The sequence below is a fragment of the Paenibacillus baimaensis genome, assembly GCF_025567575.1.
In genome coordinates this window covers 377,691-392,383 of sequence record NZ_JAOQIO010000094.1, presented here as the reverse complement: position 1 = coordinate 392,383, position 14,693 = coordinate 377,691, and the positions used below count along the sequence as shown (strand labels likewise).

Below are 14,693 nucleotides of genomic sequence, written 5' to 3'. Positions count from 1 at the left end.
ATTTACGATAAAAGCGTTTGCATGCTAGTCTTCTACAAAATAGATTCCACATAGCTGATTGCAAACTCATCGTATCACAGGAGAAATAAACGGGTTAAGTGTCAAATTCGTCTGGTTATAGAACAATATCCCGTGATTCCATAGTATTGTAGGATCAGATAGAACATTTTCCACAATGCTCCGTTTATCTTTCATCAGCTTGGACAGGCAGATTGCGCTCGTCAACATACGGCTCGGAAATCAGAAGCGGAAAATAAAAGCGTACCCGAGTTCCCTGCTCCAATACAACCATTTCAAGACCTGCGTTACTTTTAAATAACAGCGCCAGTCTTTCTTTCAGATTGCTGATCCCGATACCCCCTCGTTGGCGATCCGATTTAATCGTTTTGCTTGTAGGCTTCCCAGCTGATCCTGATCCATTATCCTCAACCTCAAGGTACAACTTTCCTTCTTTTCCATACGCTCTAATTGTAATAAGTCCCTTCTGCTCCCTTTCCATAAAGCCATGCTGAATACTATTTTCAACAAGTGGCTGTAGGCTTAGCTTGGGCAGCAGTGCATATTCCAGACCTGGCTCCACCTCGTATTGCACATCAAACAACTGCTTGTAACGAAAATTTTGGATATAAATATACGACTCCACCAGACCAAGCTCATCCTTCAAATAAATCAATTCGCGCTCTGAATTTAAGCCTGCCTCAAGTAATTTCCCCAAGGATACACAAATCTCGGCGATATCCGGCTGATTCTCAACCAATGCCAACCATTTAACCGTATTGAGTGTATTTAACAAGAAATGCGGATTCGTTTGCGAAAGCAGCATTTGGAACCTGACCGCTTCTTTGTTCCGTTCCTCTTCCTTAAGTCGCTGGATCAATTGCTCCATATCTGCCATCATCTGATTGAAGGTACGGGTTAGCTGCAGGATTTCCCCCTGGTATTTGGATTCAGGCAGCTGGACTCGAAATCTATTGTCTACTGCATTGGCCATCTTGCGCTGTAAATTGTGCAGTGGTTTGGTGATCGTAGACGCAATCAGCAATGTTATCGTAATAAAGGCCAACGTAAACGTGATCGATGCAGTAAAAAACGACTTCTTCAGACGATCTACTTCAGCATAAATCTGATTCATCTGCACACGCTTCATCATGTATTTATTGATTCGGGGCAGCTCCGTATAAATATGTAAGTACTCACCCTCCACGTAATAGCCTTTATGATCCAGCTTATGGCCTCCAGCAAGCCTCTCCGTCTTCTCGATTCTCCCGCTCTTGCTATCAGCAAGTATCGTTCCATCCGATTCCAGCAGCAAATACGTCTCTTCATTAAATTGGGTAGCTGCACGAAACCACTCATATACGTCAACACTTGCCCGCATAACAGCATATCGGGTTCCGTCTCTATCCCGCAGGGGTGTTGAATAAGTAAGCAGCTGAGGGCTTCGTGACAAATCACGGCTTACGTAATTCTTGTCCCAGTTCCAGACGTAACGATAAGGCTGCTGCAAGATTGCGGTATACCAGGGCTCCTGCGTCAATTGGCTATAGGACAAGCTCTCATTCGGTGTATAGGAGGCATAGACGTTACCGGAACCATCCAACAATGTATAATAAACCGGCGACAGGCTAATAAACAGACTGTTAATGATCGACTTGAATTTGGTATCAATCATATATACCCTTCGCAGACTGTCATGCTCATTAGGTTCACGAAGGATCGAGGTTACCAACACATCCTGCTCTATCAGCGTTACGGTTTTGTACACAACGTTCAGCAGATCCTCCAATGACTTCTGCAGCGTAGTCATCTGCTCCAGGCTTTGATCGGCGGTCTGCTTTCTCAAAACCCCTTCAACACTATTGAAATTGTAAACATTCAAAAAAGCATAGGGAAGCAGTATCAACATAACGAATGCCAGAAACAGGCGATTCTTGAGCGTTTTGGGAAATAAGGCAAACAGCTTGCTCGACACGGAATCAACCCCTTCCTGAAATTCAACCGACTTACATTTGTATCACAAGCTATTATAGCATGTCCGATCACTCCAGGAATCGAGAAAAACAAGCCCCCTTCAAGAAGGCCTGTTCCTGCATCTGAATCTCGTTATCCTTTTACAGCGGTACTGGATAAACCTTCAATAATAAATCGTTGACCGATTAAAAACACAACCAGCATCGGCAGTATGCCAGCTGCAGCCGCGGCCATCATCCCGTTATAATCGACGTTAAATTCGAGAATGAAATTTTGCAAACCAAGCGGCACCGTGTACAATTCGCGTTTAATAATAAAAACGAGCGCATTTTCAAAATCGTTCCAGTGCCAGGAAAAATCGATTACCGCCAGAGTAGCGAGCGCAGGCTTCGACAAGGGAAGCATAATACGTGTAAAAATCTTGAAATGTCCGGCCCCATCAATAAACGCCGATTCGGAAATATCCTTGGGGATCGAGATAAAAAACTGCCTCATCATAAAAACCCCAAATATCGTAATCATACCCGGTAAAATGAGCGCCCAATGTGTATTGAAGATACCCATCCATTTAAACATAATAAATTTGGGAACAAACAGCACCTGAGGTGGAATCATCATCATCGCCAGATACAGCATGAACAACGAATCTCTTCCTTTAAATTCCACTTTCGTGAAACCATAGGCTGCCAGTGCCGAGAGCAGTGTCGCCCCCGTCATGCTGATCAATGCAACCTTTAAGGAATTGAGATAGTACGGTACAAAGCTGTTGGTTCCCGTCCATACCTTGATATGATGCTCCCATACCAGGTGTGTAGGAATCCACTGAATCGGATATTCGAACACAGCTGCAGGTGTTTTGAAGGATGTCGAAATCATCCATATAAAGGGCAGCACCATAATGATAGCAAAAGCAGCCATCACGAGTGTGAGCAATCCTTTTTGCAAACCCCGGAGGGTGGATCTTCGATTTGTGGCAAGCACCGGGCTGCGTCGTGGAATAGAGTAATCAGCCTTGGAATTCATGATCAGACGAGCCTCCTTAATAATGTACCCATTTCTTTTGGCCAAACCATTGAACGCCCGTAATGACCAGAATCACTGCAAATAAGGCCCAGGACACTGTGGAGGCATAACCCATTTCATAATAACGGAACGCGGTTTTATAGACGTATAAGGATAAGATCAGCGAGCCATTACCCGGTCCGCCCTGAGTCAATGCTTCTATAATGCCAAAGGTTTTGATCGTCATAATTAATCCCGTAACCACAAGCATGAAGGTGGTAGGACTTACGAGCGGCAGCATAATGCTGAACACGCTTTGTCTAACCGAAGCGCCGTCTATTTTGGCTGCTTCCAACAATTCCGGTGAAATCTCCTGAAGTGCTGCCAAATAAATGATCATGTTATAGCCAAGCATAAACCAAATCCAAATGATGTCGATCGCGATCATAACGGTATCCGGTGAAGTTAACCAGCCTGGCGGGTGATCGAAGCCCAATTTCATTAGCATCATATTGATGGGACCTTGCTTCGGCTGAAATAACAGCATCCATACGAACGCCACCGCCACACCGCTCGTAATATACGGCATGAAATAGAGCGCGCGAAGCAGTGATTTCATATATACGGAACGATTGAGAACAACGGCAACCACAAAAGCTAATATGACGGAGATCGGCACACTAATAAGGAAAAAAATCGTGTTTTTCAGCGAGAGATAAAACAGTTCATCATGAAATAAACGCTTGATATTATCCAATCCTATAAAGTGATACGTCTTGCTCGTAAATTGCCAATCCGTAAACATCAGAACCGCAGAGAATATAGCCGGTATGATAAAGAATAGAAGCACCCCAATCAGGTTAGGCAAAATAAATGCATATCCGACCCATCGCTGCTTACTTCCCATTGATTCCACCCCAATCCGTCATGAGTGAATGTCGAGGGAAGAGTCGCTGCTCCCCCCTCGCTTCATTCGATTATTTTTTTGTTTGTTTGATATAATCATTATGTCTTCTGGCTATGGAATCCAGTGTACCCTTCACATCCTGCTTCCCTGTGAAAAACTTCTCATATTCCTCTTGACGTAAATCCAAGACCTGCTTCGGAAGCGAACGTGCATATTTCGGAACGTCGTTGAATAAAACCCTCTTTAACGACTCCTGATCATACGTTGCCGCATTATCTCCAAGCAGCAGCTTCATTACCTCATCCTGATTTACTGATTTGGAAGCCGGGAAACGTCCTCCAGGTACCATCGGAAGCATACCTCCGTCTGCATACCACTTAAGGAAGGTCCATGCTGCTTCCTTATTTTTGGATTTGGCATTGATCGATATCGAATCTCCGGTACCTCCACGCGAGATGAATTCTGCTGCATTGTCCGTTAATCGAGGTACTGGCGCAAAAGCGACTTTGAATGTTCTCGGGTTATCCTTCATATTATTCGAGCTGCGGAATATCCAGGTACCCGCATTCAGCATTGCAGCTTCACCCTTCAGGAAGACGGTATCCACTGGCATTTTTGAAGTTATTTGCTCAGCATATGGAGGTGTCGCACGGCCATCGGCCATCATGGCTTTCATCGTTTCCAGCCATTTGCCGTACAAGGCATGGTCCATATTGGAGGAACCATCCGGCTTTGTATACCCATACTTGACCGAAACAGAGTCCAGCGGATCCGGCAGCGGTTCCGTGTGCTGTACAAGACCATATCGCTTATCGCTTTTCAGCTTGTCCGCGTAGGCGCTCATCTCGGCCCAAGTCCATTCGGTCGGCACCTTGAGGCCAGCCTGATCAAGCAGGTCCTTGTTGAACCATACAAAGTAATGACTTTTACTGGTCGGCATGGCATAATATTTACCATTTATTTTCCATTCGCTGGAACCTTGAATCTTTTCTTCAATATTGTAGTCCGTGTAAGTGCCAAGATCTTGAGTAAATCCGGCATCAATCCGCCGCTGCAGCTGTGTCTGTGAGTAGTTAACAAACAAATCTACATCCTGCTCGGTCGCCAAAGCCGTATCCAGCTTCATATTACCTGCGTCATCGTTAACGTACCGCTCATATTTGACCTGAACATCGGAATTTTTGGCATTCCATGCGTCTACTACGCCTTGTGGGCCAGACTCTGCGGGTACGCCGCCCCACATCGTTAAGGTGATTTTTTCTTTCTTGGCAGTCGCAGTATTTGCAGCTGGTGCTGCTGTATTGGATGCTCCCCCTGAATTATCCATCCCTGTCGAACAGCCTGTTGCTGCGACCATACATGCCGCTATGGCAGCGATCATGCTGATTGTGTGATTTTTTTTCATTGAAACCCCTCCGGACCTATTATGGTTGTTTCCACAAATCAACTATAGCATTCACAACAGCAGCCTGATAATGAACAGTTTCTCTGGAATTGTAGAACAATCTCTTGGAACTATTTGCGTCAATAGAACGATTTCGTTATTTATACACTAATAATGAAGCCGAGGATCGACAAAAAGACTCCTGAATCCCACTTCGGGAACAGGAGCTGTGTTTAACCTATATAATGAAATTGAGCTTATTTTAGAGACTTTTATTAACCATATCCAAGGTATTATTTATAAACTCTTGATACGGCGTTCTTGGGAGCGGGCCTATATTACTAGCTGCCCTTGCCGCGCAGATCGAAGCTTCTTCGACTCTTCCAAGTTGCAAAAGGCAAATAGCCTTATACGCATCTGCGGTGTAGAGGATAGATAATTCAAGAGGGTAACTTATTGTGGTGGGCATTTCGAATTGGTCCAATTCTACTAAAGCGTCTTCCACCTGTCCTATTCCTAAAAGTGCTTTACCTTTTTCCAGATAATAATAGTCACTACCGATCTCACCCTTCAACAAGGTAGCAAACTCATTTAAATAAAAAAGGACTTGTTCATAATCCTTTGATGTTTGATTGTGATAATGAGCTTGAAGCAACAGCGTAAAAGCCAGCGACCTATCATTTTCGCTAAAAACAGCAAACTGCTCAGACTTCTTTATATAGTAAGCATAATCATTTTCATTGTTATGAATAAGGGATTGAAACGCTGCAATTCGAAAAATATCATCCATCTTGTAAAAGACCCTTTTCCTCTTGGACAGCTCAATTAAATGATTCAACCTAATCTTTCCTGATTTATAATCACCTACCCCGAAGAGCAAGACCACTTCAACGTAATTCGCTTCAACTTCAACTACCGTGTCAATCACCGCTGCTTTTTCATGATACTTTTTTTGTATACTTCGCAGCAATCTAAGAGCATCACCGTAATTACCCTTTTTAGCACGATTTTCTACCACATGTACTTTCGCTGTTACGCAATGACTAAATAGGGAAAGCTGCTCATAAATTGCCACTGCTCGTTCGATCAACATTTCTCCTTGTTCCTGATCGTTCTTAACAACCGTTCGGCCACCAATTTCTAATATTCTGGCAGACTCAAACGATGTTGGAAGCTGCTGATCAAACAAGCCTCGTGTCAAGTTAGTAATCTGCTCATCATTATTTTTGTGGAATGCTTCCTCTACTTGGTTAAATAAGTATTTCAACTCATCAGATGTATGATTTTCTAATAAATAATGAGGATCACAGTTCAACTGGCGTGCAATAAATTTTAAGCTCTCCATCGAAGGGTTCGCACGACCATTTTCAATCATGCTTAGCATTCCCTTCGTCATTTGATTACCAGCTAAATCTACAAGTGTCATGCCTCTTTCTAATCTTAATTTATGTATTCGTTTTCCAAGCTCAATCATTTGCAGCATTCCTTTTATTAGAATCGATTAGTTCAATTATATTAAACTTGACTTGAAAAGGAAATGAGTAAATGCTAAGATAAGTTCAATTACATTGAACTTGGAGGATTGGATATGAGCAAAGCTGCTCGAAATGAAATGGACAACAAATTAGATATTGGTGAAATCGAGCTTAATTATCAATTTTCAGGGGCAAGCAATGACGGTCCAACTCTTGTTTTTGATTCTGGATATGGTTGTGCTTTAGAAAACTGGAATTCAATCCGAGAAGACCTATCAAAGTTCTCAAAAATGTTTACTTATGATAGAGCTGGTATTGGTAAAAGTGAAAAGGACGACAGACCTCGCCATAGTCAGCAAAGTGTCGAAAATCTGCGAGCTTTACTTAGAAAAGCAGGTATAAAACCTCAATATGTATTAGTTGGACATTCATTTGGAGGACTAAATGTAAGATTATTCGCAAGTACATATCCGGAGGAGGTTGCAGGAGTAATCCTCTTAGACTCATGTCATGAGGACCAGAATAAAATAATGGCGCCTTTATTTTCAAAAGAAGTTCAGGAAGCTTATTATAATCAATTTGTTGTGGAAGGCTCATTTAACGAGGTCGAAGAAAGTCTGGAGCAAGTTCGTAGTGTTAAATCTCTTGGAAATCTTCCTCTTATTGTGTTAACGGGAGGTCTACAACCTTTTCATACGAAGGAATCTATGACTGTTTGGTTGAAATTTCAAAAAGAGCTTGCTGATTTGTCAACTCGTTCCCAACATATGATTGTTGAAGATGCCGGGCATGCAATCCATATAGATCAACCACAAGCAGTTGTTCATGCAGTTAGAGATATGTTAAAAATGGTATACAACACCAAGTAATTTTCTGTCCTATAACAAGCTGTCAGCGTTAGTTGTTATACCTAATTTAATCCCCCTCATGAACGTGTTTAGTAAAGTTCTATGAAGGGGATTTATTGCCTGCTCAAAGACTCACAGCGATTGATTTAAATATCTTTCCTTGACCGTGTTCATATGATGCAGCTCATGACCGGCAATAATGTAAGCCCACGCTTTAGTGGAGGATTCATTCCCATTAACAATGCCTCTTCTGGCCCATGCGTCCTCAGACAGCCCCCTGAGCAAAGTAAGAGTGGCCTGACGTACAACCGCGTAATCCTCCAAGAGATCTGACATAGGGCAGGTATCGAAGGAAGCACCGCTCATCAAATCATCCTGATCATAACCAGACAACGGCGTTTTGTCCCCTCTTGCAATGCGAAGCAGCCGGTAGCTCATGATCCGTTCGTTATCTGTAATATGGCCCAGTACTTCTTTTAGTTTCCACTTTCCGGGGGCATATTGGTAATTGGCTTGATCCTCCGTAATCGTTGAAAAAACATCCGTGGTACGCTTGAGGGATTGAGTAAGAATCTCTCGGATATTACCTTCTGGAACCAACTTCACATACCGCTCAAAATATTCGTTATACTCATCGTAAGCAGGCCGTATAGACATGAATGAATCCTCTCCTCAAAGGTTTTACCCAGTATATCATTTCATTGGGCCCGCTTGTTTAAAAAAGTAATTTTTCTTTAAAAGTAACAGTTTCCTGTGAAGTTTCATTGACTCGCAATTGAAACACATCAGGACGGCTGTAATGACCGACTGCATCAAAATCATAGCGGCTTTTCGGAACGAGAGCCATATCCAGATCTCCGAAAAGCAAGCCCTCTTTGTTAAAAAGCGGAGGCGCGACATAAGCGCCAAGCGGATTCACAATCGCACTCCCACCCCTTGACAAAATATCCGGATCATTCAAGATGTCCTTATAATAAGCCAGATCCTGAGGATAGCTTTCCTTGGTCACATATTGATTGCTGGAAAGAACAAAGCATCGGCTTTCAACAGCAATATGCTGCAGGGTCGCCTGCCAGGTATCGCGAGCATCAGCAGTCGGAGTAACCAAGATATCAATTCCTTTGGCATACATAGCCATTCTGGCGAGCGGCATATAATTTTCCCAACATATCAATCCACCGATCCGGCCAAAGGGCGTATCGATCACACTTAGCGTGCTTCCATCCCCCATCCCCCACAGCAGTCGTTCAGAGCCAGTAGGCATCAGCTTTCTATGCTTCCCCAGCAGCGTTCCATCCGGTCCCCAATAAGCGATTGAATTATACAGAGTAGACTGACTAAGGCCAGACTCCCTCTCGACGACTCCGACTACCAGATAAACACCGGCTTCCTTTGCTATTTCACCGATCAGCTCGGTATCCGCACCTGGAATCTGAATCGAGCTCTCCCAATATCGATACCAGTCCTCTCGTCCCTCAGGACTGCGGCTCCCGACACGGGTACCAAAGCTCAATCCTCTTGGATAACCCGATACGAATACTTCTGGAAACACCACAAGCTTCGCCTTTTCCTTGGAAGCAGCCTGGGTCCAAGAAGCAATCTTCGCAATAGCATCCGCCTTATCAAACAATAGGGGTGCAGATTGCACCACAGCTACGCGAACAACTTGTCGTTCTGTACGTTCTGTCATCAGATCCACTCCTTTTTCACCATCTTAGATGGATTTCATGGATCTGTAACCATCCACTCACTTGGTGTTTTCACCACCCATTTGGTAGAAGCACGCTGTAGACAAAGTCAAAGCAGGAAGCGGATGGGTTAAAAGCAGGCAAAATGGAGGGTCACGACTTCATTTGTACTTGATATAGTAAGAGTATAAAACACATGTGTCGGGGTGATCGCCAATGTCGCTATATATCTACTACTTGTTATTTGCCACCATCTTGTTACTGGCTACTGCTGCTACCTTTCTCGTCGGATTTTCGAAGAAAAACAAAGAAGGGAACCCCAAATATGATACTCGAACCAAAGGAAACTGGTCCCGACTGTCATGGATTTATTTGATTGTTATTGTATCGGGATATGTTGCATTTTTCATTTATATTGTCAGGCTGAACCCTTAAAAGGACTATACGATATCGAGCGGAATTTTCCGCGTCGGCTTTGGATAGGCAGCATCCAGCTTACTTAAGTCCTCTTCTGTTAGTTGAATGCGCGCTGCCTCAGCATTCTGGATGACATGCGCTTCAGAGGATGCCTTCGGTATCGCTATCACTTGGCCGCTTCGAATACACCAAGCCAGAAGCAGTTGAAAAGGATTTACCTGATGCCGCTCGGCAATTTCCTTAACGGTTGGATGGCCAATCAAACCTTTTCTTAAGGATCCGGCCTGTGCTAGCGGACAATAGGCCATTACAGGCATTCCATGCTCTTGCTGCCACGGAAGCAAATCATATTCAATTCCCCTTGAGCCCAGATGGTACAGCACCTGATTCGTCACACAATGCGTGCCCTTGCTTAGACGCGTAAGCTCCTTCATATCGGACGTATCCAGATTGGACACACCCCAGCGCAATATTTTGCCGTCTTCAACCAATTTCTCCATGCCTTCTATCGTTTCACTTAAAGGAACGCTGCCTCTCCAATGAAGCAGATATAGATCCAGACGATCGGTTTGCAAGCGCCGCAAGCTGTTGTCACAGCTTTGAACGATATGATTTAGGCCGGCATGATGCGGATACACCTTGGATACAACAAATACCCGATCCCTGATTCCCTGGATAGCTTCCCCGACAAGCAGTTCTGACTTTCCATCGCCATACATCTCAGCGGTATCGATCAGATTCATACCCAGCTCCACGCCAAGCTGCAAAGCTCTGATTTCTTCGCTTTTGTGAGATGGTCGATCCCCCATATACCATGTCCCTTGCCCAAGTCTCGGCACGATGGCACCATCGCTAAGGGGTATGCCAGCTATATTGTGGTTAGTCGTCATTGTTTGACCTCCGTATGAAAGAATGGTTATGCAATCCATTAAATCGATAACGTAATTTCGCAAGAAAAGCAGGCGCCACTGCTGCTTGATTGCTCAAGCCAGATACGGCCATTCATCAGTTCAACCAACTGCTTACTAATATAGAGTCCAAGTCCGGTTCCGGTTCCCGTATCGGATTCTGTGGAGTCTGCCACATGGATCTGGGTAAAGGTCACTGCAAGTAAATTAGCCTTTTCCTCAAGCAGGTCTATATTGGACTGCTCAGCCTCTTGCAGGCTCTTGGCGGTTTCCTCCAATTCAAGCACATTGGCAAAAAATATGGCCAGCGATTTCAGCAATGCCACATCTTGATCCCGGTACTGATAGTAATTATGATCAAACGCGCAAAGCGATCCAAAGATGTTCCCTCGCGGGGTAACGATTTTTACCCCCATAAACGAGCACCCCCCCACAAACCGTGTCGCATCCATATCTTTTGTCAACGGATGGGTTTATTGTCCTGAATGACCAAAGGGCCGACCGATTTTTCGATGACCAGATGACAATATGACTGCTCATTATCAACAATCAGACCTTCCTCAAGCATAGTCACTTCCCGATTAAAGGTTTTTAATACGGTTGTCGTTAACCTGTCATTAATCGCGATACAGAACGTATTGGCATTAATCATTTCGCTTGCAATCTGCATAACCTGCTCGGCAGATTTGTATAAGTTATTGGAGATTATCGATAAAATATCGATGTAATCCGTACGCATGGCAATCCCTCTTCCAAATTATCAAAACTTGTATTTATTTGGTGTAACGCGACTCCAGCCTGCGACCTGCATACCAAATCAAAGCAAAAACGAGCAGGATCGCAACCATTTTCCAAGGCTGCTTGATCAAATTCCCCAAGTCATGTCCTGCTACAGATACGATTAGGATCATGACAGCTTTCCCACTAGCTGTTGCTATCAGAAATACACGTCTCGGTAACTTCGATATACCCGCTACAATATTTACGAAAGCCGATGGTGTAAATGGGAAGCAGGCCAGCACAAAAATCGGTGTAAAACCATGCTGCTCCAGCCATCCGATAAAAGTTCCGGCTTTAGGATATTTGCGTTCAATAAAATTGCGAAATCGAACCCCGAACCTGCGAAAAAACAAAAACACACAAACCGCACCACTAACAACACCGATCCATGACCATAAAGCACCTTCCCACAAACCATAGGCATTTACATTGGCGATTATAATCGCAATTAGTGGCAGTACAGGGATTAGAGACTCTATGAAGGGTGCAAGAATCCCAGGTAAGGGACCCAACGCTTCGTAACGATTCAGATAATGCTCGACGTCTTCCCAAGTTAACCCGGCTAGTTGGTCTATCCAGTTCATGTTGCCTTATCCCCTCTTCTATCAGGCATCTGCTTCATCCGTACCGTATATCATTCATCATCTCGACATTTGCACATTGCTCTCTATAAAGTATACTAAAATAGTTGGACGACCATTACAAGCCCTTGATGTCAAGCGGCTAACAAAATAAGAGGGGATCATATACAATGAACATACTTGTGATGACCGCAGTTGAAGTTGAGAGGGATGCGGTGTTACGTGGACTTCATAATTGTTCGAGCTTTCATGTCGGCATTGCTGGTGTGGGAGCCGCATCGGCAGCTGCTCGAACCGCAACTTTATTAGCAGCAGCACCTTATGATCTGGTCATTAGTGCCGGTATTGCCGGCGGCTTTGCAGGTACAGCCGAGATTGGATCGCTCGTTATGGCTGATGAGATCATTGCCGCGGATCTCGGCGCTCAATCTGCAGACGGATTTCTCAGTCTCGATGAGCTTGGATTTGGTTCATCCCGCATCCAGGTGGACAAAGAATGGCCCCAACGGATCACTGAAGCGTTGCAGGGCGCAGGGCTTTCCGTTCACACGGGCCCTATTCTAACTGTATCCACCGTGACGGGTTCAACAGCAACCGCAACAGAGCTTACTAAGCGTATCCCTGGAGCAGCAGCCGAGGCCATGGAAGGTTACGGTGTGGCTATAGCAGCCCAATATGGCGGAGTTCCTTTTCTGGAGCTTCGTGCAATTTCCAATCCGGTAGGTCCAAGGGACCGCAGTGCCTGGCGTATCCAGGATGCACTACAAGCATTACAATCAGCCAGCAATGTATTAATGGAGGTATTAACATGAAAATCGCTTTTTCACCTTGTCCCAATGACACCTTTGTCTTTCATGCCTGGGTACATGGCCTCTTGCCTGGCGCGCCTGAGCTTGATGTGATGTATGCAGATATCGACATAACGAATGGACTGGCGGCACATGGAGGCGGACCGGAGGTTATGAAAATTTCCTACGCGGCATTGCCATGGGCTTTATCTGAATATGCTCTACTCCCTTGTGGAGGAGCACTCGGCAGAGGTTGTGGCCCACTCGTACTGAGTGCTGGTGGAGTGAACGCCATCAAAGACCCGGCAGCTTTGAAAGGTCTTAAGGTTGCCGTACCGAGTGAACGCTCCACTGCTTACATGCTGTTCCGCCTTTGGGCAGCTCAGCATGTACCTGGAGGCGTAGGTGAAATCGTAATCCTGCCCTTTCATGAAATTATGCCGGCAGTTCGGGATGGTCTGGTTGATGCCGGACTTGTTATTCATGAGGCCAGATTCACCTATCCTAATTACGGATTGAACATGTTGGTCGACCTGGGCAGCTGGTGGGAAGCAGATACAGGCTTGCCTATCCCACTCGGAGCGATCATTGCTCATCGATCTTTGGACCTGGCAGCCATCAGTAAATGGATTCGGGCTTCAGTGGAGTATGCGTGGGCACACCCAGAGGTTTCGCGCGACTATGTACTAAGCCATTCTCAGGAGCTTGCCCCTGAAGTAGCTCAAGCCCACATTGATTTATATGTTAATGAATTCAGTGCCGATTTGGGTGATGATGGATATGGGGCGATCACCGCACTGCTAAAGCGTGCTGCGGAAGAAGGCTTGGTTCCACATATGGATTGGGAGGCATTACGGTTGTTTAAAGATGTTTAAATAGAAATGGCTGCCAAGCATAATCGCTGGCAGCCTCTTTCTTTACAACAAGTTATGTAGCTTGTAATTTAAAGGAACATATCAAGCTATTAATTTTTGTTAAAAACCTCAGTCAATACAGGTACGATTTGTGATTTGCGTGAAACGACACCTTTTAGAACTGCTTTGTTATCGACCAACTTTACATTGTAGGCTTGCTCAACTGCTTGAGTGGAACCGCCCAATGCCAATGCAACGGAATCGTTATTTAAAATATCCGTAACTACGAATACAAACAAATCCAGGCCCTTGTCAGCAATAATTGTAGTAAGAGCCGCTTCCAGCTCAGGCTGACGAACCAGAATATCGTTCGTATCAACCGCATTAACTTGTGCAATTTCAACCTTGCTTGAGCCCATTTGGAATTCCTTGGCATCAAGAGAAATCAATTCAGCAATCGTTTTGCCGCTCAGATCTGCTCCTGCCTTCAACAGCTCCAAACCATAGCTTTCCAGGTTAATGCCTGCAATCTCGGCTAATTCACGTGCTGCAGCCACATCCTGCTCTGTGCAGGTTGGTGATTTCAACAAAAGTGTATCGGAAATAATAGCAGATACCATAAGTCCGGCGATTTCCTTGCGAATTTGCACGTTATTTTCTTTGAACAGCTTGTTCAATATCGTAGCTGTGCAGCCAACAGGCTCAGCACGATAGTACAAAGGATGACTCGTTTCGAAATTAGCGATACGGTGATGATCAATAACCTCAAGTACACGCACCTTATCAATATCGCTAACACTTTGCTGACGCTCATTATGATCGACGAGAATTACGCTGTCCGTTTCATTTGCTACGGTTTCAACCAACCGCGGCGCTTTTACCTGAAAATGATCCAGGGCAAATTGCGTTTCTCCACTGATCGTTCCTAACCGAACAGGCTCAACCTCAAAGCCAAGGCTTGTCTTTAAATCCGCATAAGCAATTGCCGAGCAAATCGTGTCCGTATCCGGGTTTTTGTGTCCAAATATAAGTGTTTTTGCCATCATCTTACTCCTCAGTTAAATTAATTGTCCATTTAATTATACATTTA

The 14,693-nt window shown here is 44.6% G+C and carries 16 protein-coding genes; 4 read left to right on the top strand and 12 right to left on the bottom strand.

Features of this window, described 5'->3' with window-relative positions; all coding sequences use genetic code 11:
- Nucleotides 1-184 precede the first annotated feature (184 nt).
- The 5 genes from OB236_RS25525 to OB236_RS25505 all read right to left on the bottom strand — a co-directional run bounded on the left by OB236_RS25525 (nucleotide 185) and on the right by OB236_RS25505 (nucleotide 6,738).
- Nucleotides 185-1,972, bottom strand: a complete 1,788-nt coding sequence (locus OB236_RS25525) for a cache domain-containing sensor histidine kinase (protein ID WP_262686453.1) — start codon at nucleotides 1,970-1,972, stop codon at nucleotides 185-187.
- 131 nt (nucleotides 1,973-2,103) lie between these two features.
- Entirely contained in the window at nucleotides 2,104-2,889 is a 786-nt protein-coding gene (locus OB236_RS25520) for a carbohydrate ABC transporter permease (protein ID WP_076237920.1), read from the bottom strand.
- A gap of 121 nt (nucleotides 2,890-3,010) precedes the next feature.
- Complete coding sequence (locus tag OB236_RS25515; protein WP_076237915.1) at nucleotides 3,011-3,880, bottom strand: carbohydrate ABC transporter permease; 870 nt, start codon at nucleotides 3,878-3,880, stop codon at nucleotides 3,011-3,013.
- 70 nt (nucleotides 3,881-3,950) lie between these two features.
- Nucleotides 3,951-5,285: an ABC transporter substrate-binding protein gene (locus OB236_RS25510; RefSeq protein WP_262686452.1), complete on the bottom strand. Its 1,335-nt coding sequence runs from the start codon at nucleotides 5,283-5,285 to the stop codon at nucleotides 3,951-3,953.
- A gap of 241 nt (nucleotides 5,286-5,526) precedes the next feature.
- Complete coding sequence (locus OB236_RS25505) at nucleotides 5,527-6,738, bottom strand: helix-turn-helix domain-containing protein (RefSeq protein ID WP_262686450.1); 1,212 nt, start codon at nucleotides 6,736-6,738, stop codon at nucleotides 5,527-5,529.
- A 114-nt stretch (nucleotides 6,739-6,852) separates the two neighbouring features.
- Here OB236_RS25505 and OB236_RS25500 point away from each other — a divergent pair, with 114 nt between their 5' ends.
- Nucleotides 6,853-7,608: an alpha/beta fold hydrolase gene (locus OB236_RS25500; protein ID WP_262686449.1), complete on the top strand. Its 756-nt coding sequence runs from the start codon at nucleotides 6,853-6,855 to the stop codon at nucleotides 7,606-7,608.
- A 111-nt stretch (nucleotides 7,609-7,719) separates the two neighbouring features.
- On the opposite strand, the gene OB236_RS25495 is transcribed toward OB236_RS25500, so the two are convergent.
- Together OB236_RS25495 and OB236_RS25490 are read right to left on the bottom strand one after the other, a co-directional pair.
- The gene (locus tag OB236_RS25495; protein WP_262686448.1) at nucleotides 7,720-8,244 is read right to left on the bottom strand and encodes a DinB family protein; all 525 of its coding nucleotides are present in this window, start codon (nucleotides 8,242-8,244) and stop codon (nucleotides 7,720-7,722) included.
- Nucleotides 8,245-8,302: 58 nt separating this feature from the next.
- Complete coding sequence (locus tag OB236_RS25490) at nucleotides 8,303-9,277, bottom strand: carbon-nitrogen hydrolase family protein (protein ID WP_262686447.1); 975 nt, start codon at nucleotides 9,275-9,277, stop codon at nucleotides 8,303-8,305.
- A gap of 214 nt (nucleotides 9,278-9,491) precedes the next feature.
- On the opposite strand from OB236_RS25490, the gene OB236_RS25485 reads away from it, so the two are divergent.
- Nucleotides 9,492-9,710, top strand: a complete 219-nt coding sequence (locus OB236_RS25485) for a hypothetical protein (RefSeq protein WP_262686446.1) — start codon at nucleotides 9,492-9,494, stop codon at nucleotides 9,708-9,710.
- A gap of 5 nt (nucleotides 9,711-9,715) precedes the next feature.
- Here the strand turns inward: OB236_RS25485 and OB236_RS25480 are convergent, their stop codons facing one another.
- From OB236_RS25480 to OB236_RS25465, 4 genes are read right to left on the bottom strand one after another with little or no spacing between them, the layout of a single operon-like run.
- Complete coding sequence (locus OB236_RS25480; RefSeq protein ID WP_262686443.1) at nucleotides 9,716-10,582, bottom strand: aldo/keto reductase; 867 nt, start codon at nucleotides 10,580-10,582, stop codon at nucleotides 9,716-9,718.
- A gap of 38 nt (nucleotides 10,583-10,620) precedes the next feature.
- Nucleotides 10,621-11,016: an ATP-binding protein gene (locus tag OB236_RS25475; protein ID WP_262686441.1), complete on the bottom strand. Its 396-nt coding sequence runs from the start codon at nucleotides 11,014-11,016 to the stop codon at nucleotides 10,621-10,623.
- Between the two features lie 44 nt (nucleotides 11,017-11,060).
- Complete coding sequence (locus tag OB236_RS25470) at nucleotides 11,061-11,339, bottom strand: hypothetical protein (RefSeq protein ID WP_262686439.1); 279 nt, start codon at nucleotides 11,337-11,339, stop codon at nucleotides 11,061-11,063.
- A gap of 34 nt (nucleotides 11,340-11,373) precedes the next feature.
- Nucleotides 11,374-11,964 carry a TVP38/TMEM64 family protein gene (locus tag OB236_RS25465; RefSeq protein ID WP_262686437.1) on the bottom strand — a complete coding sequence of 197 codons (591 nt, stop codon included), beginning with the start codon at nucleotides 11,962-11,964 and terminating at the stop codon, nucleotides 11,374-11,376.
- Nucleotides 11,965-12,131: 167 nt separating this feature from the next.
- Between OB236_RS25465 and OB236_RS25460 the strand changes: the two genes are divergently transcribed.
- The gene (locus tag OB236_RS25460) at nucleotides 12,132-12,773 is read left to right on the top strand and encodes a futalosine hydrolase (RefSeq protein WP_262686436.1); all 642 of its coding nucleotides are present in this window, start codon (nucleotides 12,132-12,134) and stop codon (nucleotides 12,771-12,773) included.
- Nucleotides 12,770-13,624, top strand: coding sequence for a 1,4-dihydroxy-6-naphthoate synthase (locus OB236_RS25455; RefSeq protein WP_262686435.1), 855 nt, complete (start codon nucleotides 12,770-12,772; stop codon nucleotides 13,622-13,624). Before OB236_RS25460 ends, OB236_RS25455 begins: the two co-directional genes overlap by 4 nt.
- A gap of 89 nt (nucleotides 13,625-13,713) precedes the next feature.
- Here the strand turns inward: OB236_RS25455 and OB236_RS25450 are convergent, their stop codons facing one another.
- Nucleotides 13,714-14,646, bottom strand: a complete 933-nt coding sequence (locus OB236_RS25450) for a manganese-dependent inorganic pyrophosphatase (RefSeq protein WP_262686434.1) — start codon at nucleotides 14,644-14,646, stop codon at nucleotides 13,714-13,716.
- Nucleotides 14,647-14,693 lie beyond the last annotated feature (47 nt).